The organism is Euzebya pacifica (genome assembly GCF_003344865.1).
In the GTDB taxonomy this organism is placed as follows: domain Bacteria; phylum Actinomycetota; class Nitriliruptoria; order Euzebyales; family Euzebyaceae; genus Euzebya; species Euzebya pacifica.
In genome coordinates this window covers 5,430,625-5,451,642 of the sequence record NZ_CP031165.1, presented here as the reverse complement: position 1 = coordinate 5,451,642, position 21,018 = coordinate 5,430,625, and the positions used below count along the sequence as shown (strand labels likewise).

Sequence of the window (21,018 nt, the reverse complement as noted above, 5' to 3'; positions counted from 1 at the left end):
GGGCGGTCAGTCTGCGGGATCGTCGGCCAGATCCGCGAACAGCGCAGCCGAGGAGGTCACCGCCGGCTCGGAGGTCGGCTCGGCTGTCGGCGGCGGGCGAGGGGGCGGCGGGATCGGCGGTGGGGGCGGCACCGGCACCACGACCAGGCCGGGGCTGGGTTCGGCAGGCCGTACCGCGGGCGCAGGGCGATCGCTGACCCCCACCAGATCAGCCCTGAGGTCGTCGAAGGTCGGCGCGGGGGGACGCAGGACGTGCACGACGCCGGCGGCGTGCAGGCCGTGCACGACGCGGGCCGTGGTGACGGGGTCCTCGCCTGCCCGGCGGGCGATCTCGGCGATGGAGTTCCGTCCGTCGATGTGGGTCAACATCGCCCACTCGCGGGCCCGCAACGACAGCCGCACGTCGGCGTCGTCGGAGCCGAAGTCCACCACGGCGTCCATGCCGCCGAGTCGCCACGCGATGACCTCGGGGGCGTCGAGCCGCCTGGACGCCTCCATGAGCGCGTCCTGCATGCCCGAGCCCAGCGGGACGTCCCACTTCACGGCCGCGTCGGGGACGAACCGCCAGGCCCCGTGCCGGCGACCGACGGCCAGCGCGAGGGTCTCGAGGATCTGCTCCCGCACGGCGTCGCGCAGGGTCTCGCGGTCCACCAGTCCCATGGCCACGAGGACGTCCCCGATCCGGACGCCCCCCGGTTCGCGGCGCTGCTGGTCCAGCGCACGGTCGAGGCTGCCCTGCGGCAACCCCGAGTCGGCCACGAGGATCTCGCCGAGCCGTCGACGACCCTCCTGCGCAACGGCGGTGTGGATCCGTCCATCACGGAACCAGATGCGGACCTCGTGCTCGCCGGATGCCTCGTCGGGCAGGAGGTGGAGACAGCCGGTCCGTGACTCCGTGGCAAGACGCCGGCACACTACCGACGTCGGTTCGTTCTGCAGTCGACCGGACTCCACGACGGGAGCGTAGCAACTGGGCCCCTTCCTCCAGCGACATGCATGGCCAGCCGCGGTCCTTGCCGCCGGCCTCGTCGTGCTGCTCGCGCAGCCGTCGGCGGCGGTGCAGGGGACGGGCAGCGCGTCGGTGGCGGAGGACACCGGCGTCATCGAGGCGACCCGTGACCTCGAGGACGCCCAGCGCACCTACGACGACACCCTCGACCGACTCGACGAGCTCGCCTCGGGCTACGAGGAGGCGCTGGCCCACGCCGAACGCCTCGAGGGCGAGCTGTCGGGTGCGGAGACACAGGTGGAGGAGGCCGAGGCCGCCGTCCGGACTGCTCAGGCCCGCAGGGCAGACCAGATCCGCCAGGCCTACAAGCAGCCGGGCGTGGACCTCCTGCGCACCTCGGGGGCGTTCCTGCTGGCCTCCGACGTCGGCTCGGCACTCCACGCGTCGGCGGTCATGACCACCGTCGCGGCAGAGACCGCAGCGCAGGCCGTCAGCCTGCACGCCGCTGCCGAACGGGTCGTCGACAACGTCTCCAGCCAGCAGGGCATCCAGGCGGGGACGGCGTCGGCCATGCAGGACCTGCGCAACCTGACCGTCGTCTTCGACGATGCGCTGGAGGAGGCTGCAGCGGCCGTCTCCTCGGCAGAGGAGGCGCTGGCCGAGGCAGAAGAGGACGCCGAACAGCAGCAGCTCGTGTCCACCGGCTACCAGGCCTCCTTCGGGTACGTCCCGCCCGGCATCCTGCGCGAGGTGACCCTGCCCGGGGGCACCCAGGTCATGACGTGTCCGCTGGGCCAGCCCAACGGCTTCATCGACTCGTGGGGGTTCCCGCGCTCGGGTGGCCGTCGCCATCAGGGGGCCGACATGTTCGCCGCCTACGGCATGCCCCAGTTCGCCGTCGCCGACGGCTACATCCGCAGGGTGTTCCACAACTCGCTCGGTGGCCTGTCCATCGACCTCGTCGACAACCTCGGCAACCGCTACTACTACGCACACCTGTCGGCGGCCTACGTCACGGACTACCAGACCGTGACCGTCGGCCAGCTGATCGGCGCCACCGGTCAGAGCGGCAACGCCGCCGGCACGCCGCCACACCTCCACTGGCAGTTCCATCCCGGTGACGGTGGGCCGATCAACCCCTTCCCCCTGGCGGCTGCGCTCTGTCGTTGACCAGCCAGCCCGCCGTTGCCTCGCATCGGTCTACACTCCGGAGCACACGATGACTGACGCAGCCCCCTATCGACGGCGCATCGACCGGATCACCGACGAGGACTTCCTCGACGGCCTGGCCGACCTCGTGCCTGCGGACATCCGCACGATGCGTGACGACTGTCGCGAGGAGGAAGCGCGCCTGTCCTACGCTCGACGGCTGCTGCACGGCCAGCTCGACATCGCACGGGCCGAACTCCAGCGTCGCGAGGGCACCGACGCGGACTCGCTCGTCTCGACGCTGACGACGATCCTGACCGACGAGGCCGCCGGCGGGCCGCGATCGGTCAGCAACAGCGAGGTCTACGTGCCGACCGGCAAGCAGGGTCGTCGACGTGGCGACCGCGTGCTGGAGGAGATGCCGCTCGGACGGTTGCCGGACCTGACCGACCCCGAGCTGGTCGCTGCGGTGCAGCGGCTGAAGGAGGAGGAGCAGGCCATCTCCGCCCTGCGTCGCAAGGTCATGGACAACCTCGACCGGCTGCAGCAGGAGCTCATCGCGCGGTATCGCGACGGGGCCGCATCCATCAACGACGTCGTCCGGACCGTGGAAGGCTGATCGGCAGATCGGTCCACCGGCCGGTCCGCGGGACCGTGCCGTACCGCCGCCAGCGCATAGGCTGCCGGCCGTCATGCCCTCTTCCACCTCCCTGCTGGTCACCGTCACCCGTGACGGGGTCATCGAGTCCGGCCACCTCGGCGACGTCGTCGTGGCCACACCCGACGGCACCGTGACGACGTTCGCGGGTGACGCGACGCGGCCCGTCTACCCGCGGTCGGCCCTCAAGCCGTTCCAGACCACCGCGGTCCTGTCCACGCTCCAGGACCTGGGACTGCACCCGCAGGAGGAGCACCTGGCGATCATCAGCGCCAGCCACGACGGGGGCGACGACCAGCAGGTCGAGGCAGCCTCGGTCCTGGCCGAGGCAGGGCTCGACGAGTCCGCGCTGCGCTGTCCAGCGGACTGGCCGATCAACGTGGCGGTCCGGACCGAGCTCGATGCGCCGACCACGCTGTCGCACAACTGCTCCGGCAAGCACGCAGGGATGCTGTGGGCCCACGTCGCCGCCGGCCACGACCCGGCCACCTACCTCGAGACCGACACCGTCCTGCAGCAGCGGATCGCCCGGGCGCTGGCCGAGATCCTCGACGGGGCACCGCAGGGACCGGGCATCGACGGCTGCGGTGCGCCCGCATGGCTGACCACCACCGGCGGCCTGGCGACCGGGTTCGCCCGGCTCGCGGCCGGCCCGACCTCAGTGCTTGCTGCAGTTCGCGATGCCATGGTTGCCCACCCCGAGCTGGTCGGCGGGCCATCGTTGCCCGACACCAAGCTGATGCTGGCCGATGCCCGCGTCGTCGCCAAGCGAGGGGCCGAGGGGGTCATGGGGTGCGGCTTCGTGCACGATCGGCTCGGGCCGGTCGGCATCGCCGTCAAGATCCAGGACGGTTCCGACCGTGCCGCAGGTCCGGTGATCGCCGCGGTGGTCGAGGCGCTGGGCGGGATTCCCGCGCCGGACGTTCGTCGCGTTCCGGTGCTCGGTGGGGGCGTTCCCCACGGCGAGATCAGCGCCGTCCCCGAGCTGTCCACCCGTGTCACCGAGGCCTTCGGGCTGTCCTGAGCCCCCGCCGGGACGCCGTCCGGCTCGCCCGTGGGAACCGCACGAAAAATGTTGGTGCTAACTCTTGCACGCAGTGCTTGCAACTGTTAACGTAATGGACAACGGGGGCAAGCAAGGGTCCTCGAGGAGTCAGGTCATCAAGAGCCGAGGGTGAGGTGAATGCCGTGAAGGATCCGAAGGACGCCATCGACGCCGCGGGCGACACCGTGAGGGACGTTGCCGATGCGGCCGATCGTCGTGTCCGGGATCTCGGCGGGTTCATCCGGGAGCAGCGCGAAGCCGCGCAGCTGTCGGTTCGCCACCTCGCCAAGCGTGCCGGGGTCAGCAACCCCTACCTCTCCCAGATCGAACGCGGCCTGCGCAAGCCGTCCGCGGAGATCCTGCAGTCCATCGCGTCCGCCCTGCGGATCAGCGCCGAGACCCTCTACGTCAAGGCGGGGATCCTCGAGGAGCGGCAGACGGACCTGGCAAGCGCCATCGTCAGCGATCAGACCCTGACGGAGAAGCAGCGCCGGGCGCTGCTGGAGATCTACAGGTCGTTCACCGCCGGCCACGACGACGCCGACACGGGCCGTCCCACCGACAGCGATGCACCTGGCGAGGCCGAGGAGCAGGCCTCGTAGGTCGTTCGCGTGACGACCGGGCACCAGATCGAGGGTGCCCAGCAAGTGTGGTCAGGGGAGGCCGGCGTCGAACCGTGCTCCGCCCTCCAGCGGTCCGCCGGTCCCCCTGACCCTTTCCACCCATGCACACACCTGCCCGATGACGGGCACTTCCCGAGAAGGACGCACGACCATGGCCACCACCGCCAAGAAGACCACCGCCAAGAAGACGACCGCCAAGAAGACCACCACCAAGGCCACCACCGCCCGCAAGGCGCCGGCCAAGAAGGCCGCGACCACCAAGACGGCCGCCACGAAGACCACCACGTCGACCACGAGCGCGCAGGACGGCTTCCGCCTGTCCCTCGCCGGTGTCGACCTGGCTGCCGAGGACGTCAAGGGCTTCGTCACCGACTACGCCTACGCCACCGTGGGGGCCAGCGACCGCGTTGTCGAGGTTGCCCGTGAGCTGCCGGAGCGCCTCGAGAAGCTCGGCAAGACCCGCACGGAGCAGGCCGAGTCCTTCGTCGCCGAGACCCGCGGCAAGGTCGAGACCTTCGTCAAGGAGGCCCCGGCGAAGCTGCAGGCCGAGCTGAACGAGGGCGTCGAGAGCGCTCGCAAGGAGTTCGGTACCTACGCCACCCGTGGCCGCAAGGTCGTCGACACCCTGTCGAAGAACGAGACCACCAAGAAGGCGCTGGACCGCACGGAGACGGCCCGCACCCAGGTCGCCCAGGCCGTGACCAGCCTCCGCAAGGTCGTCGAGCAGGGCCAGGACCGTGTCGAGCAGGCTGCCGAGCGCGTGGGCCTGCGCCGCACCGCCGAGTAGCCCAACGCACCGACGGCCGGGCCTGCACCGCCTCGGCCGCCCGCGTGCGCACTCCCGCCGCGGCGTGGAGCACCGCCGCCCGCTCCCGCCACACACGACCCCCGCACCCCGTCCGGTGCGGGGGTCGCTGCCGTTCCGGGACGGGTTGGTGGAGTCTCGCGCGGGGAAGGCTGCCCGCGATGGGAAGATGCTTGCCGCCCCGTGACGTTTATCCTTTGCCCCGGCCGCGGTCTCGTGGCGCGCAACGATGTCGACACGGAGAGTGACTCGGGAATCCATGACTGACGACCATGCGCTTCGTCGGGTTGGCCTCGTGGCCGTCCACACGTCCCCGTTGGCGCAGGCAGGGACCGGCGACGCCGGCGGCCTGAACGTCTACGTCGACAACGTGGCGCACGGACTCGCACGTCGCGGGGTCGAGGTGGACGTCTTCACCCGACGCCCCGCCGGTGATGTGCCCTCCACGGTCGAGGTCGAGCCGCGGCTGCGCGTGCACCACATCGAGGCCGGCCCGCCGGAGGCCGACAAGTCCGAGCTCGCGTCCCATCTCTGCGCGTTCTACCTGGGCATGGCGGACCACCCGGCCGCCCGCGCGTCGCAGATCCTCCACGCGCACTACTGGATGAGCGGCTGGGTCGGACTGCGTGCCCAGAGCCGCCTCGGCATCCCGCTGGTGCAGACCTTCCACACGTTGGCCAGGCAGAAGAACGCGACCCTGGCGCCGGGTGACAACCCCGAACCCGCGCTGCGCCTCGCCGCCGAACAGCGCATCGCGGTGCACGCCGACGCCATCGTCGCCCCCACACCCGACGAGGCGGCCTTCCTGCGTCGCGAGATGGGTGCCTCCCGGGTGCACGTCGTCGAACCCGGTGTCGACCTGTCGACCTTCAACACCGCGGCCGGTCGATCGTGGACCGCCGACCTGCTCGGTGGCGGCCGCGACGCCCGTGTCGTGTTGTTCGTCGGTCGCCTCCAGCCGCTCAAGGGGCCCGACACCGCCGTGCGGACCATCGCGGCGCTCGCGGCGACGATGCCGGCCGACGCGCCGCCGGTGCGGTTGGTCGTGGTCGGCGGACCCAGCGGCAACGGCGCCGGCGTGGTCGACCCGCCGGCCCTGCAGGCCCTTGCCGAGCAGCTCGGGGTGGCCGACCGTGTGGCCTTCCTGTCGCCGCGGAGCCACGAGCAGCTCGCGGCGCTGTACCGCGCCGCCGACGTCGTGCTGATGCCCAGCCACTCCGAGAGCTTCGGGCTCGTCGCACTCGAGGCGCAGGCCTGCGGGACCCCGGTGGTCGCCACCGACGTCGGTGGCCTGCGACACGTCCTCGGGCCGCTCGAGGGTGACCCCGGTGGGGGAACGCTGGTCGCCGAGCACGACCCGAACGCGTTCGCCAAGGCCCTCCTGCCCTACCTGCTGGACCCAGCGGTGCGGGCCGAGGCAGCGGAACACGCCATCCGTCGCGCCGACCGCTTCTCGTGGGACGCCACCGTCGAACGGACCCTGGGGGTCTACGAGCAGGCGCTCGGGCTCCGCGACGCCGTTGTGCAGCGAGGCGCCTGATGACGCGCGAGGTCGAGCTCCGCGAGCAGGCGGTCGAGGCGATCGAGAAGTGGATCGCCGAGCAGGACGAGCTGGAGGTCGAACGGCTCGACGACCACAGCTGGGTGGTCGCCCTCGCCGGGGAGAAGAAGCGGACCATCGGGCTGTTCCTGAGCGTCGGCGACCGCACGCTGGTCGCACAGGCCCACTTCATGCGTGCCCCGGACGAGAACGTCGCGGCCCTCTACGAGCTGCTGCTCAAGCGCCACCAGCGCAGCTACACCCTGCGGTTCTCCGTGGAGGAGTCCGGCGACATCCTGCTGGTCGGGGTCGTGCCCCTGCGCGCGATCACCATCGAGGAGGTCGACACCCTTGCCGGCGCGGTCCTGACCGTGGCCGACGAGACGTTCAACGCCGCCCTCCGGTTGGGATTCGAGGGCTACATCGAACGCGAGCAGCGCTGGCGGGAACGCACCGGGCAGGGACGCAACCCCATCTCCTGAGTCGGGCCGTAGGCTGGTGTGCTGCGGGCACGGACCAGCCGCGCCAGTCGAAGGGACCAGTGGACGTGAACGGCAACATCGGCATCCTCGGCGCCGGCCGCATGGGCGAGGCGTTGCTCTCGGGACTGCTGCGCAGCGGTGCGGCGAGCCCGGACCGGATCCGTGCGACGGTGCGTCGCCCCGAACGTGCGGCCGAGCTGACCGCCCAGTACGACGTCGAGGTCTCCACGGACTCCGCCGCGGTGGCTGAATGGGCCGACCAGGTCGTCATCGCGGTGAAGCCCCAGACGCTCGGCCAGCTGCTGGACCAGATCGTCGGCCACATCCGGCCGGGCGAGCCGGTCATCTCCGTCGTGGCCGGCATCACCTGCGCGCGGTTCGAGCAGGCCCTCGGCGACATCCCCGTGGTCCGGGTCATGTCCAACGTGCCCGTGCTGGTGGACGAGGCGATGAGCGCGATCTCGCCCGGGGCGTTCGCGACCGAGGCGGACCTCGTCACGGCCGAGAAGCTGCTGACCAACGTCGGTCGCGTCGTCCGCCTCGGCGAGCAGCACATGGACGCCGTCACCGCCCTGGCCGGGTCCGGCCCCGCCTACTTCTTCCTGCTGGCGGAGGCCATGATCGATGCTGGCCTGCTGCTCGGCCTGTCGCGGGACGTGTCCACCGAGCTCATCGTGCAGACGATGGTCGGCAGCGCGCTCATGCTGCGCGACACCGGTCGCCACCCCGTCGAGCTGCGGGAATCCGTCACCTCTCCCGGGGGGACGACCATCGCAGCCGTGCGGGTGCTCGAGGAACAGCGGGTCCGCGCGGCCTTCCTCAACGCCATCGAAGCGGCTCGGGACCGGGCTGTCGAGCTCGGCGCGGACTGACCACGCCGTTGTGACCAGTCAAGCGAACTGCACCGAGGATGGCGGTGTTACCTGATTGTTCGCGTTATCACTCGGTGCGGCTGTGGCGGATGGGGGTACCTTCGTGACCAGATGTACCACCCGATCGAGGGAGGCCAGATGACAACAGACACCTTGAGCCACGATGAGCTGCTCGCGGAGTTCGAGCAGCCGTGGCGCGGCGGGTCCCCCGTCTTCGCCTGCTGCCGGCGTTCCGTCGGCGTGGCGCTCGACGCGGTCGACCTCGCTGCGCTCGGCAGCGAGGACGTCACGACCCGCGTCAACGCCCTGCGCGACGCCGTCGAGATGGAGCTCCCCGGCCACCTCGACGCCCACCGCTGCTGCGTCGGCCACCTGGCCGACCTCGCGTTCGACCTCCCCGACACGGTGGCGGCCACGGCCTGATCCGAGTCGAGCAACTGACCACGGCGCCCCGACGGGGCGCCGTTCGTCGTTCCCGGGATCGATCCGCCCGGGACGGGGCGGTCGTAGGCTGTCCCTCCAAGTGCTGATCCGTCGAGCCGTTGCGTCCGCCGCCCTCCTCTCCCTTTTGCTGATCGGGGTGCTGGGCGGGACCGGTGACGGGGTCGACGGACCCCGACGCCACGGCACGGCCCTCGCGGGGATCCCCCAACCCGGGGGTGACGCCGACGAGCCCGTCATGCGGTCCGGCATGGTGGTCGGCGGCTACGCAGCGGCCCTCCGACAGGCCGCCGAGGTGCCCGTGGCGCCGCTGACGGTGTCGCACGGCTGGGTCGAACGGGGGCCGTTCGCGACGGGTGGGCGCATCACCGACCTCGCCCGTGACGACGACGTCCTGTACGTGGCAACGGCGTCCGGCGGGCTGTGGCGGTCCGACGACGACGGCCGCACCCTCCAGCCGGTCTGGCCCCGTGACCTCGTCCAGCCCATCGGGGCCGTCGTGGTCACCGCCGGTGGGGTGCTGCTGGCCGGCACCGGCGAGGCGAACGCGGGCGGAGGATCGACGACCTTCCCCGGTACGGGGCTGTACCGCTCGACCGACGGTGGCGAGACGTGGACGGCCTCCGGGCTGTCGGCCTCCGCGACCATCGCGCGCCTGGTGGCCCACCCGACCGACCCCGACGTGGTCTGGGTCGCCGCGGGAGGTGACCTGTTCGGGCCCGGCGGCGAGCGTGGCATCTACCGATCCGACGACGCCGGCCTGCGCTGGACCCGGGTGCTGGACGGGACCACCCCGACGACCGGTGGGGCAGACCTCGCCGTCGACCCGGCCGATCCGGACCACCTGCTCGCCAGCATGTGGGACCGTCAGCGGATGCCCGACCTGCGACGCTACGGCGGCCCCGGGTCGGGGCTGTACGAATCCTTCGACGGTGGCCGGTCGTGGACCCCGATCACCGATGGGATCCCCGGCTTCACCGACGACGCCGGGCGCATCGCGGTGGCCTTCTCGCCTGCCGACCCCGCAGTCGCCTATGCCGTCGTGACCCGCGGCGACGGACGCTCGGGGGGCTTCCACCGCTCCGAGGACGGCGGGTCGACGTGGACGATGGTCACCAACAGCGCCCGGTACGCCGGCAGCCAGTTCATCTTCGGGTGGTGGTTCTCCAAGGTCTTCCCCGCCCCCGAGGACCCCGACCGCGTCCTCGTGCCCGGCCTGACCCTGCTGGAGTCCACCGACGGCGGCGCCACGTTCGCCGCCGACGGGAGGGTGCACGCCGACCACCATGCGCTGCTGTGGGACCGCGAGGACCCCTCCCGGGCCTGGCTCGGCAGCGACGGGGGCCTGTACCACTCCACCGACGGAGGCCGCTCGTTCAGCTGGACCCTCGCCCAGCAGCAACCGTTCACCCAGCCCTACACCGTGGCCGTCCCCCCGACCGACCAGGCGCGGGTGGTGGCGGGGTTCCAGGACATCGGCTGCATGCTCGTGGACGGCGACGAGCCATGGACGGCGGTGGGTGGCTGCGGGGACGGCGTGACCGTGTCGCCGCACCCGACGGACGCCGACGACGTGATCGTCTGCGGACAGTACGGACGCTGCCGGCGGACCACGGCCTTCGGGGGTGGCACCACCAACCTGCCCACGCCGCCGGTCGACCGGGCGGCGTGGAGCGCACCGCTCGTTCGCCTGGACGCCGATGCCGACCACCTGCTGTTCGGCGGCAACACGTTGCACCGCACGGTCGACGGGGGCAGGACGTGGACGCCGATCTCGCCCGACCTGACCCGTGGGTCCTCGCCCGACATCGACTACCCCTACGGGACGATCACGGAGATCCTGCCGCTGGACGCCGACGGCACCGGCATCGTGGTCGGCACCGACGACGGCCTCGTGCAGCGCACCGACGACGGCGGCGAGACGTGGCGGACGCTGCTGGACGGCGACCGCTGGGTGACCGGCCTGGCCACCGACGGCCGCGTCCTGCTGGTCGGTACGTCCGGCTACTTCGACGGTGAGGACAGTCCCCACGTCCGGGCGTCGACCGACGGGGGCGACACGTGGGTCGACGTCGCCGACGGCCTGCCCGATGCCCCCGTCAACGACGTGGTGGTTGCCGGGAACGCGGTCGTGGTGGCCACCGATGTCGGCGTGCATGCCTCCTGGGACCTGCTGGGACCGCCCGAGCAGTCCAGCCAGCCGCTGCGGTGGTACCGGGTCGGTCCGGACCTGCCACAGGCCCCGGCGATGGACCTCGACCACCGAGACGACACCGGATTGCTGACCGTCGCCACGTTCGGGCGGGGGATCTGGCAGACCCGGTTGCCACGCGTCAGCCGCTGGGCGGGTGCGGGCCGCTACGCGACCGCGGTGGCCGTCAACGCCGCAGGGTCGACCGCCGGCGGGACGGAAACCGTGGTCCTGGCCTCCGGAGAGGACTTCCCCGACGCCCTGGCCGCCGCGGCGCTGGTCGCCCGCACCGACGGCTGGCGGCTGCTGCTGACGGCCGCTGACAGCCTGCCCGACCCAACGGCGGTGGCGCTGGCCGAGATGGCCCCCTCGAGCGTGGTGGTGGTCGGTGGCCCGGCTGCCGTTGCCGACACGGTGGTCGACGACGTGGCGGCGTTGGTCGGCGACGCCACCGTGGTCCGGCTCGCGGGCGACGACCGCTACGCCACCGCGGCGGCCGTTGCCATGGCCCACGACGGCGTGGAGGAGGTGCTGCTGGCCACCGCTGGCGGCCCCTTCGACGCCCTGGCCGCAGCGGCCCTGGCCGTCGAGCGACACGCCGTGGTGCTGCTGACCGACCCCGACGTCCTGCCTGCGGTGACCGCCGACGCCCTGGCCTCCCTCGCCCCCGACCGCGTGACGGCCATCGGAGGGCAGGCGGTGATCAGCGACGAGGTCCTCGTGGCGGCAGCCACCGCTGCGGGGGCCGGGGCGCACGACCGCCTGGCCGGTCCCGACCGGTACGCCACGGCGGCCGTCGTGGCCCTCGCCGCAGCACCGGACGGCGCGGACGGCGTGTGGCTGGCATCGGGGACGGCGTGGGTCGACGCCCTTGCGGCGGCCGCGTCCGGTGACCCCGTCCTGCTGGTCGCCGCCGACGGTGTGCCCACGTCGACCGCCGACGCGATCGGCGTGCTCGGGCCGGTCGACGTGCGGCTGGCCGGCGGCACCGCCGTCGTGGGTGATGCCGTCGAGTCCGCCGTCCTGCACGGCACGGGGTAGGTTGCACGGCCATGCCGACCGCGCTGATCTGGAACGACGAGGCCATCCAGTACGACTTCGGGCCGCACCACCCCCTCAAGCCCATCCGGGTGGAGCTGACCGTCGACCTGATCCGCGCCTGCGGACTGACCGACCGCGACGACGTCCTGACCTTGCCGGGCGACCCCTTCGGCACCGACGACGTGCTTGGGCTGCACACCCCGAAGTACGTCGATGCGGTCCAGCGGCTGTCCGCCAGCGCCGACCGGGCCGGCGACATGCGCTGGGGGCTCGGCCCCGGCGACACCCCGGTCTTCCGGGGCATGCACGAGGCATCGATGGACGTGTGCGGCGCCTCGGTCGCTGCGGCCCGCGCCGTGTGGGAAGGGCGTGTCGACCACGCTTTCAACCCTGCCGGGGGGCTGCACCACGCCATGCCCGACCGCGCCGCGGGCTTCTGCGTCTACGACGACCCTGCCGCCGCCATCCGCTGGCTGCTGGACCACGGGGCCAAACGGGTCGCCTACATCGACGTCGACACCCATCACGGTGACGGCGTGCAGGCCTTCTTCTACGACGACCCACGTGTCCTGACGATCTCGCTGCACGAGTCGGGCCGCACCCTGTTCCCCGGAACGGGCTTCGCAGGCGAGATCGGCGAGGGCGACGCCAAGGGCACCTCCCTCAACGTGGCGCTGCCCATCGCGACGACCGGCCCCATCTACCTGGACGCCTTCGACGCCGTCGTGCCCCCGGCCCTGGACGCGTTCGAGCCGGACGTGCTGGTCACCCAGCTGGGCTGTGACACCCACATGACCGACCCGCTGGCGCACCTGGCGCTGACCACCAGCGACTACGAGCTGCTGGCACGTCGGCTGCACGGCCTCGCCCACGAGCACGCCGACGGCAGATGGGTGGCCATGGGCGGTGGGGGGTACCAGATCGTCTCGGTCGTCCCACGCGCCTGGACCATCTACTTCGCCGAGCTGACCGGGCAGGAGGTGCCGTTCGAGCTGCCCCTGGACTACGTCCGACGGGCCCACGACCGGACGGGGCAGGAGACGCCCACCACGTTCCTCGAAGGGGCGGCCCGCATCAGCGAGGAGCGAGAGAAGCTGGTCCGGGCCAGCGCCGAGGAGGCCGTGGAGGCCCTCAAACGCGCGGCGTTCGACCACCTCGAACGCCTGACCTGAGGCGGTGGCCGACCGTCGGGTTGCGGTGACGGCCAAGAACGGGAACGATGGACGGTCGCTGATTCTCCCCTAAGGAACGACCATGCCGATCACCCGAGTCCAGAACCGCAAGCGGCCCAAGAACCGCGACAACACCCGCGAGCGCCACGCACAGGACGCCGCGCAGGCCCGTTGGCTCGTCAACGGCTCCACCGAGAGCCACGAGGAGCGCCTCGGCCTGGACAAGTACGACACCGAGGGCGACTCCGCCTCCAAGACCGCCCAGGGCTAGACGGACCGGGTGGTTCGGGGCTCTCGGGCCCCGCACCGGAGTTCCAGACCTCGGCATCTCCCCCGATGCCGAGGTCATTGGCGTGTCGGGCGATCACGACGGGCGGCCCGGAACCCGACACGCAGGCTGTATCGGCCAGTGTCCGGACACCTGCCTGACCGGACCGTGGCCCGCGGTCCACCTCGAAATGTCCTCGCAACGCGGGACCCGATACGCTCGGCCTCTCCCGCGTTGCAGGGCGACATCAAGGAGGGCGACCGGGTGGCTGGCATCGACGGACCGGAAGGCCGAGGGGGCCGTCGGATCCTGATCACCGGGATCGCTGGCACCCTCGCTGGTCGGCTTGCCCTGAAGCTCGAGGCCGACGATCGGGTGGACTACGTCGGCGGGGTCGACCTGGCGCAGCCGTCCATGGACCTGCGCCGCACCGAGTTCGTGCGGGCGGACCTGCGCAACCCGCTGGTGGCCAAGGTCATCGACTCCACCCGCGTGGACACCATCGTGCACATGTCGCTGATCGCCGAGCCCGGTTCGGCAGGCGGCCGCTCCCGCATGAAGGAGCTCAACGTCATCGGCACCATGCAGCTGATGGGCGCGGCGCAGAAGGCCCCGCAGGTCCGGCGCGTGGTCATGCGTTCGACCACCGCGGTCTACGGCTCGCACTACCGCGACCCCGCGCTGTTCCGTGAGGACCACCAGTCGCGCCAGGTGCCACGCTCCGGCTACACCGCCGACGTCACCGAGGTCGAGGGCTACGCCCGCGGGTTCGGCCGGCGACGCCCCGACGTGGACCTGACCGTCCTGCGGTTCGCCAACTTCATCGGGCCCGACATCGAGACCCCGATGACGCGGTACCTGTCGCTGCCGGTCCTGCCGACCATCCTGGGCTACGACCCGCGCCTGCAGCTGTGCCACACCGATGACGCCGTGGAGATCCTGTACCGCGCCACCATGGACAGCCACCCGGGGATCTTCAACGTGGCCTCCCCCGGCGTGATCTACCTGTCACAGGCTGCGCGCATGCTCGGACGTCCGACGGTGCCGATCCCGGCCGGGCTGGCCGGCACGGTCACCTCCGTCCTCAAGCCCGCCAGCGGCATCGACTTCACCGGCGAACAGCTCCCGCTGCTGCAGTTCGGGAGGGTCGCCGACGTCAGCCGGGCGACGGCGGAGTTCGGGTACACCCCGGCGTTCACCACCAAGGAGGCGCTCGCCGACTTCATCGCTGCCGGTCGGGTCGAACCGCTGGTCTCCCACGAGGCAGTCGAGCGGGTCGAGACCATGCTGGGCAACGTCGTGTCGAGCGTGCTGAGGAGGGTCTCGTGACCGATCATCGTGGTGCAGAGGTCATCAGCCTCGACGAGCGTCGCCGCCCGATCGGTCCCGCCGATCAGGGCCGTCAACGCTGTCAGCGGCTCCGGGCCGACGGGTCGGCGTGTCGCCTGTACCTGGACGAGGAGGGCCGCTGTCGAGTCTGCGAGCCCACCACACGGGCCGCCCACCCGTCCTCGGGTGGTCGGCAGGGGCGGCGCACCCACCTCGGTCCGGACGTGCCCATCCTGTCCGACCGCGACCTCGCCGACCTCGAGCAGGTCGTCCGCGGTGTGCTGGCCTTCAGCCGCCGGCGGTTGACCGGGGACTACGACGTCGACGACTACGGGTTCGACCGCGACTTCACCGAGCAGGTCGTGATGCCCCTGGCCCGACCGCTGTACCAGCGTTGGTGGCGGATCCGGACCGACGGCATCCACAACATCCCCGATACCGGTGGCGCGCTGCTGGTGGCCAACCACGCCGGCACCGTTCCCTTCGACGCGATCATGACCAAGCTGGCGGTCTTCGACGAGCACCCGGCCCACCGGCACGTTCGCGAGCTGGCCGCCGACCTCGTCATGAAGGTGCCGCTGCTGGGTCCGATGGCCCGCAAGTCCGGCAACACCCTGGCCAACGGCGAGGACGCCGTTCGCCTGCTGGACTCGGGCGAGCTGGTCGGGGTCTGGCCCGAGGGCTTCAAGGGCATCGGCAAGGCCTACCGGGACCGCTACAAGCTGCAGCGGTTCGGACGCGGCGGCTTCGTGGAGGTCGCCATCCGCACCGGTGTCCCGATCGTCCCCGTTGCCACGATCGGGTCGGAGGAGATATTCCCGATCGTCGCCAACGTCAAGCCGCTGGCCCGGATACTGGGCCTGCCGTACTTCCCCATCACCTGGCAGTTCCCGCTCCTCGGCCCCCTCGGCCTCGTGCCGCTGCCGTCCAAGTGGGTCATCGAGTTCGGCGAACCCATCCCGACGGCCCACCTCGGGCCCGACGCCGCCGATGACCCCATGCTGGTCTTCGAGCTGACCGACCGGGTCCGCGACACCATCCAGCAGATGATCTACCGCAACCTGATGGGGCGTCGTTCGGTCTTCTTCTGAGGTCGCCACGGGCAGCGCGACCGTCTCGGTGAACCGCAGGCGCCCGGCAGCGTCGCACCCGGCGGGCACACTGTTGACCCCCATGGTCACGACGTTCACGGTCCTGCAGGTCGCCGAGCACATCGAGCGGCAGGTCACCGATGTCTGGGATCGCCAGTTCTGGGTGCGCGGCGAGGTCTCGGGCCTCAAGCGGCAGGGCAAGGGCGTGTGGTTCGACCTCGTGCACACCACCGAGGACGGACAGGTCGTGGCCCAGCTCAACGTCTCGATGCCCGCCTCGAAGGGTCGGCTGGTCGACCGGCGCCTCGCGGCGGTGGGCCAACCGCTCGATGACGGGCTGGAGATTCGCATCAAGGCCAACCTGCAGTTCTGGGTGCGGGGTGGACGGCTGTCGCTGTCGCTGGCCGACATCGACCCCTCGCACACCGCAGGGGCGCTGGCGCTGGCCCGCCGCGACCTGCTGGCCGCGATGCAGGCCGACGGATCCATCGAGCGCAACCGCCGGCTGCCGACGCCACGGGTCCCGCTGTCACTGGGGTTGGTCACCAGCGGTGGATCACAGGCCTTCCACGACCTGGTCGAGGAGCTGCGCGCCAGCGGCCTGCCGTTCCGGCTGCACATGATCTCCACCCGTGTGCAGGGGCCCGACGCCCCACCGCAGATCGTCGCGGCACTCCGCACGCTGGCCGTGCGACCCGACATCGACCTGGTCCTGCTGACCCGCGGGGGCGGCGCCGAGATCGACCTGATGACCTTCGACCACGCCGACGTCGCACGGGGCATCGCCGACTGTCGGGTGCCTGTCTGGACCGGCATCGGCCACCACCTGGACCAGCCGGTGGCCGAGCTCGTCGCCGCCCGTGCCCACAAGACCCCCACCGCCCTCGCCCAGGGCGTGGTGGCGACCGTCCGCGAGGCCGCAGACGACACCGAGCAGGTCTGGGCGGATGTCCGTGACCGGGCCCGCCGGCGCCTGGACCGGGCGGACCGTGCGCTGTCGACGGCCGCCCGCCGCACCGCCGCGGCACGCACCGCGCTGCGGGGTGCCCACGGACGTGTGGATGCCCACCAACGACGGCTGCAGCAGGCCGCGACCCGCGTCACCAACCAACGGCTGGGGGCGCTGCAGGACCGCGCCGACCGCCTCCAGCGTGACGCGCCCCGGTCCCTGCAGCATCGTGCCGACCGGCTGTCCCGGGCCGAGCGCCTGGTGGCCCTGGCCGATCCCGACCGCCTCATCGAACGGGGCTGGACCGTCACGACCCGGGCCGACGACGGCGGCCTGGTCACCGGGCCCCTTCCCGCCGGCACCGTCCTGCACACCCGTACCCGTGAAGGCACCATCACCTCGGAGGTGATCCACACCGATGACCGCTGAACCGACGACCGACCCGACCACGTCAGCGCTGGAGGGACCCGAACCCGACAGCTACGCCGACGCCGAGCAGGAGCTCGAGACCATCCTCGAGGCGCTGGAGGCCGATGACGTCGACGTCGACGAGCTGTCGTCCCGTGTTGCGCGTGCCCGCGAGCTGATCACCTGGTGTCGCGGACGCCTGCGCACCGCCGAGGTCACCATCACCGAGCTGCTGGCCGATCCCGACGACTGATCGGGCCGCCGAACCCGTCAGGACCCGGGCAGGTCCTCGAGGCCCATCGGTGCCGAGGACGGCGCCGTCCCCGGGTCCTCGGGCAGCCCGTCGATGAGCTCCTCGATCGCGTCCCGCACCGGGTCGGGGACCTGCTCCTCGACAGGACCCGTGTCGGGCATCGGGAACGGGGCCGGCTCGGGCTCCGGTTCGGGTTCGGGCGCCGGGTCGCGCGTCGGCGGCGTGCCGCCCGTGCCCGGGACCTCGGACTCCTCGGGCGGGGGTGTGGACCCGGTCGGTGCAGGAGCCCCCGGCGGAGGGGTCGCTGCGCCCGGCGGTGCAGCCGGCACGCACGGGCACGCCTGGAAGGGCTGGTCGGCCGGCGGGATGAAGGTCAGATCCAGCGGCGACTGGCTGGCCGGCGTCGGCGGCGTGCCGTCGGCTTGGTTCCCGCGCGTGATGGATGGGTCCGCAGCGGGGTTGTCGTGCACGCCCAGGGCACAGGACGTGCAGGCCCCCGTCGCCAGCACCTCGATGCGCTGCCCGATGCGGTTCAGCGACGTGCGCAGGTCCGCCAGCGCAGCGGCGGCGTCGCCCTCGACGGCGGGGAGCAGGTCGAGCCGACGGTTCGTGGTCACGACCCAGTCGCCGAGGACCTGCAGCACCTCGGTGTCGCCGGTGTCCAGGTAGGTGGCCAGGTACTCCTGCGCGCCGTCTCGGGTGTGCTCGTCGGCCAGGCGCAGACCGGCTGCGGCGGCGGCCGCCTGCTGGCGTTCGGCGGCGGTGTGCGCTTCCTCCACCCGGGTGGTGGCCTGCTGGAGCAGCCCCTCACCCCGGGACACGCCGGCGTCGGCGAACGACAGGGCCACGTCCTCCGCGGCCAGCTTCAGGTCGTAGAAAAGGTCACCGGGCAGCGATCCGTTGGCAGCGGCAGCCACGCCACCGGTCGAGAGGACCATGGCGGCGGTGCCGCCCGCCACGGCGGCCCGTGAGGAGTACGCCCAGCGTTCGGTCGTCGCGGTCACGGTCTCGCGGATGCGGGTCAACAACGGCGGCGGTTCTGCGGCCCGGAGGTTCGCCTCGCGGATCAGCGTCGTTCGCAGGTCCGACCGCGCCTCGGCGCGCATCTCGATGGGGTCGGGCTCGGCGGCGTGGCTGACGAGGTCGGCCAGCATGGCCAGCCGGTCCAACTCCTCGGGGACGTCCTCGCCGATGCGCGAGTCCTGCGGGAGGGCATCGCCCTCCAGCAGTCGCTCCAGCAGATCAGCGTGTCTCATGTCGTCACCACCCTGTTCAACGACCGGGACCCGTCGCTGTGACGGAAAAACTTGACGGCCGTGTCAGCCGCCCGGGAACCGTCGGTCATCCGGCCACCGCCTCGACGTCGACCAGCGCGGCGAGCGCCTTCAGTGCACGGTGCTGCAACGCGCGGACGGCTCCGACCCGACGGCCGAGGATCTCCGCGGCCTCGGCGACCGACAGGTCCTCCACGAACCGCAGGTGCAGGACCTCGGCATGGTCGGGCTTGAGCTTCGTCAGCGCCGCTTGCACCTCGGCGACGACCGCCGCGCGCTCGGCGTCGCGTTCGGGAGCCGAGGACAGGTCGACCTCGGTCACCCCGGCGTCGGACTGGGCCTGCTCGAGGCGGAAGCGGGCGCTCTTGTAGTGGTCGTGCACCCGGTTGCGGGCGATCGTCAGCAACCACGCGATCGGGTCGGCACCGGTGTAGCGGTAGGTGTCGATGCGCCGCAGCGCGCGGGTGAAGACATCGCCGGTCAGGTCCTCCGCGAGGTGGCGGTCACCGACGCGGCGGTAGACGAAGGCGTACACCCGGTCGACATAGCGGTCGTAGAGGGCGGCGAAGGCCGCCGACGAACCGCCCTGTGCCTCCTCGACCAGGCGGACGATCTCCGGGTCGACCGGGCGCAGGCCCGGCTGTGCCACGGACGTGGCGACGGTGGAGAAGGCGGAGGCGCTGAGCATGGAGAATCCCGCAGGGGCGCGGGTTCCTCACCTACACCTGGGCCATCGAGAGCTGGACGACGAGGGCTGCGATGATCGTGATCAAGAGGATCGCGATGGTGATCATGGTCCCGGGACGCATGCGTTGTGCCCTTTCAGTTCGCCGTCGACCCAACCGAATCCTGCACAGGAGCCTGCCGTGTACGACGAGTCCTTGCCAGTCCCCTCGCCCAGGGACCCCACGGCATGGGGAACGGTCGGGGATGCCCTCGCCGACGCAGAACACGAAGCCGTCGGCCTGATGCTGTCACAGCGGTTCGGAGCGGACACGACCTGGCGGTCTTCGGACGCGCCGCACGAGCTGCAGGCTCCGCGGGTCCACGCACCCGATCCGCTCGCCCACCTGACAAGCGACGTCACGGAGGACCGGCTGCTGCACGCGGTCGGGCGGTCGTTCACCGACATGGTGGCCCTTCGCGAAACGGGGGTCCGCCACGCGCCCGACCTGGTGGCCAGGCCACGCACCCCCGACGAGGTCGAGGCGGTGCTCGGCTGGTGTGCGGATGCCGGGATCGCCTGCATCCCCTTCGGTGGCGGGACCTCCGTCGTCGGCGGCGTGACCGCGGGTGTGGTCGACGGCCCCGTCGTTGCCCTCCAGACCAGGGCCATGGACAGGGTGCTCGAGGTCGACACCACCAGCCGGGCGGCGCTCGTCCAGGCCGGCGCGACGGGACCGAGTCTCGAGGCCCAGCTGCGGCCACACGACCTGACGATGCGGTTCTTCCCGCAGTCCTTCGAGATGTCGACGCTCGGCGGCTGGGTGGCCACGCGGGCCGGAGGGCACTACGCCACCCGGCTGACCCACATCGACGACCTGGTGGAGTCCATCGACGCGGTCACCCCCAACGGCCGCTGGTCGTCACGACGCCTCCCGGGGTCGGGCGCCGGACCCAGCCCCGACCGGATGCTGCTCGGGTCGGAAGGCACGCTCGGGGTCATCACCTCCGCGTGGGTCAGGCTGCAGGACCAGCCGGTCCATCGAGGCGGGATGTCGGTCACCTTCGATGACTTCGCCGACGCGCTCGCCGCGTTGCGTCCACTGGTGCAGTCCGGCCTGGACCCGGCCAACTGTCGGGTGCTCGATCCGGGCGAGGCCTACCTCAACGGCGCCGGCGACGGCACGCGCGCGGTCATGGTGGTGGGGGCGGAGTCCCCGGCCGTCCCCGTGGATGCCGACCTGTCGGCCATGGCCGAGCTGTTGGCCGACCACGGTGGTGAGGTGGGGACGGTCCGGATCCGCGGTCGCCAGCTGTCCACCCGGGACGGGGATGCGGCGGATGCCTGGAAGCAGGCGTTCCTCCGGGCGCCCTACCTCCGCGACGCCCTCGTGGACCACGGCATGATCATCGAGACGTTCGAGACGGCGGCGACCTGGGACCGGCTCGGCGCCCTCGTCGAACGGGTTCGGGCTGCCACGGCCAGCGCGGTGGAGGAGGTCTGCGGCCAGGGCATCGTGACGTGCCGGATCACCCACGCCTACCCCGATGGCGCCGCCCCCTACTTCACCGTCATCGCGCCCGGTCGCCGCGGCGCCCGCGCCTCGCAGTGGGCCGAGGTCAAGCAGGCTGCGTCGGAGGTGCTGCTCGCCGAGGGCGGCACGATCACCCATCACCATGCCGTGGGCCGTGACCACCGTCCCTGGTACGACCGTCAGCGGCCAGACCTGTTCGCCACCGCCCTCGGCGCCGTCAGGGCCGTCACCGACCCGGCGGGCATCATGAACCCGGGTGTGCTCCTGGGGTGACGGCTCG

The 21,018-nt window shown here is 71.8% G+C and carries 20 protein-coding genes; 17 read left to right on the top strand and 3 right to left on the bottom strand.

What is annotated here, in order from left to right:
• Window positions 1-6 precede the first annotated feature (6 nt).
• Window positions 7-954, bottom strand: coding sequence for a DUF4388 domain-containing protein (locus DVS28_RS23470; protein ID WP_164710939.1), 948 nt, complete (start codon window positions 952-954; stop codon window positions 7-9).
• A gap of 76 nt (window positions 955-1,030) precedes the next feature.
• Here DVS28_RS23470 and DVS28_RS23465 point away from each other — a divergent pair, with 76 nt between their 5' ends.
• The 16 genes from DVS28_RS23465 to xseB all read left to right on the top strand — a co-directional run bounded on the left by DVS28_RS23465 (window position 1,031) and on the right by xseB (window position 17,266).
• Window positions 1,031-2,119 (top strand): M23 family metallopeptidase, encoded by a 1,089-nt coding sequence (locus DVS28_RS23465; RefSeq protein WP_164710938.1) that lies wholly within the window; start codon window positions 1,031-1,033, stop codon window positions 2,117-2,119.
• 49 nt (window positions 2,120-2,168) lie between these two features.
• On the top strand, window positions 2,169-2,717 hold the full coding sequence (locus tag DVS28_RS23460) for an RsiG family protein (RefSeq protein WP_114593616.1): 549 nt from the start codon (window positions 2,169-2,171) through the stop codon (window positions 2,715-2,717).
• Window positions 2,718-2,790: 73 nt separating this feature from the next.
• Window positions 2,791-3,780, top strand: a complete 990-nt coding sequence (locus DVS28_RS23455) for an asparaginase (RefSeq protein WP_114593615.1) — start codon at window positions 2,791-2,793, stop codon at window positions 3,778-3,780.
• A gap of 164 nt (window positions 3,781-3,944) precedes the next feature.
• Window positions 3,945-4,403: a helix-turn-helix domain-containing protein gene (locus DVS28_RS23450; protein WP_281273496.1), complete on the top strand. Its 459-nt coding sequence runs from the start codon at window positions 3,945-3,947 to the stop codon at window positions 4,401-4,403.
• Window positions 4,404-4,575: 172 nt separating this feature from the next.
• On the top strand, window positions 4,576-5,211 hold the full coding sequence (locus DVS28_RS29325; RefSeq protein ID WP_216826254.1) for a hypothetical protein: 636 nt from the start codon (window positions 4,576-4,578) through the stop codon (window positions 5,209-5,211).
• 277 nt (window positions 5,212-5,488) lie between these two features.
• On the top strand, window positions 5,489-6,769 hold the full coding sequence (locus tag DVS28_RS23440; protein WP_216826253.1) for a glycosyltransferase: 1,281 nt from the start codon (window positions 5,489-5,491) through the stop codon (window positions 6,767-6,769).
• On the top strand, window positions 6,769-7,251 hold the full coding sequence (locus tag DVS28_RS23435; protein WP_114593613.1) for a YbjN domain-containing protein: 483 nt from the start codon (window positions 6,769-6,771) through the stop codon (window positions 7,249-7,251). Before DVS28_RS23440 ends, DVS28_RS23435 begins: the two co-directional genes overlap by 1 nt.
• A gap of 65 nt (window positions 7,252-7,316) precedes the next feature.
• Complete coding sequence (gene proC, locus DVS28_RS23430; protein WP_114594370.1) at window positions 7,317-8,123, top strand: pyrroline-5-carboxylate reductase; 807 nt, start codon at window positions 7,317-7,319, stop codon at window positions 8,121-8,123.
• Window positions 8,124-8,261: 138 nt separating this feature from the next.
• Window positions 8,262-8,546: a hypothetical protein gene (locus tag DVS28_RS28695; protein WP_164710937.1), complete on the top strand. Its 285-nt coding sequence runs from the start codon at window positions 8,262-8,264 to the stop codon at window positions 8,544-8,546.
• Window positions 8,547-8,646: 100 nt separating this feature from the next.
• Complete coding sequence (locus tag DVS28_RS23425; protein WP_164710936.1) at window positions 8,647-11,796, top strand: cell wall-binding repeat-containing protein; 3,150 nt, start codon at window positions 8,647-8,649, stop codon at window positions 11,794-11,796.
• An 11-nt stretch (window positions 11,797-11,807) separates the two neighbouring features.
• Window positions 11,808-12,968 carry an acetoin utilization protein AcuC gene (locus DVS28_RS23420; protein WP_114593611.1) on the top strand — a complete coding sequence of 387 codons (1,161 nt, stop codon included), beginning with the start codon at window positions 11,808-11,810 and terminating at the stop codon, window positions 12,966-12,968.
• Window positions 12,969-13,050: 82 nt separating this feature from the next.
• Window positions 13,051-13,239, top strand: coding sequence for a hypothetical protein (locus tag DVS28_RS23415; RefSeq protein ID WP_114593610.1), 189 nt, complete (start codon window positions 13,051-13,053; stop codon window positions 13,237-13,239).
• Window positions 13,240-13,500: 261 nt separating this feature from the next.
• Window positions 13,501-14,565 carry an NAD-dependent epimerase/dehydratase family protein gene (locus tag DVS28_RS23410; RefSeq protein WP_216826252.1) on the top strand — a complete coding sequence of 355 codons (1,065 nt, stop codon included), beginning with the start codon at window positions 13,501-13,503 and terminating at the stop codon, window positions 14,563-14,565.
• Window positions 14,562-15,656: a lysophospholipid acyltransferase family protein gene (locus tag DVS28_RS23405; protein ID WP_216826251.1), complete on the top strand. Its 1,095-nt coding sequence runs from the start codon at window positions 14,562-14,564 to the stop codon at window positions 15,654-15,656. Before DVS28_RS23410 ends, DVS28_RS23405 begins: the two co-directional genes overlap by 4 nt.
• Window positions 15,657-15,738: 82 nt before the next feature.
• Entirely contained in the window at window positions 15,739-17,034 is a 1,296-nt protein-coding gene (gene xseA / locus DVS28_RS23400) for an exodeoxyribonuclease VII large subunit (protein WP_114593609.1), read from the top strand.
• On the top strand, window positions 17,024-17,266 hold the full coding sequence (gene xseB / locus DVS28_RS23395) for an exodeoxyribonuclease VII small subunit (RefSeq protein ID WP_216826250.1): 243 nt from the start codon (window positions 17,024-17,026) through the stop codon (window positions 17,264-17,266). The genes xseA and xseB overlap by 11 nt, the downstream gene beginning before the upstream one ends.
• A 17-nt stretch (window positions 17,267-17,283) precedes the next feature.
• Here xseB and DVS28_RS23390 read toward each other — a convergent pair whose 3' ends face one another.
• Both DVS28_RS23390 and DVS28_RS23385 read right to left on the bottom strand, forming a co-directional pair.
• Window positions 17,284-18,522 carry a DUF5667 domain-containing protein gene (locus DVS28_RS23390; protein WP_114593608.1) on the bottom strand — a complete coding sequence of 413 codons (1,239 nt, stop codon included), beginning with the start codon at window positions 18,520-18,522 and terminating at the stop codon, window positions 17,284-17,286.
• A gap of 85 nt (window positions 18,523-18,607) precedes the next feature.
• Window positions 18,608-19,228, bottom strand: coding sequence for a sigma-70 family RNA polymerase sigma factor (locus DVS28_RS23385; RefSeq protein ID WP_114593607.1), 621 nt, complete (start codon window positions 19,226-19,228; stop codon window positions 18,608-18,610).
• A 178-nt stretch (window positions 19,229-19,406) separates the two neighbouring features.
• On the opposite strand from DVS28_RS23385, the gene DVS28_RS23380 reads away from it, so the two are divergent.
• Entirely contained in the window at window positions 19,407-21,011 is a 1,605-nt protein-coding gene (locus DVS28_RS23380) for an FAD-binding oxidoreductase (RefSeq protein ID WP_216826249.1), read from the top strand.
• Window positions 21,012-21,018 lie beyond the last annotated feature (7 nt).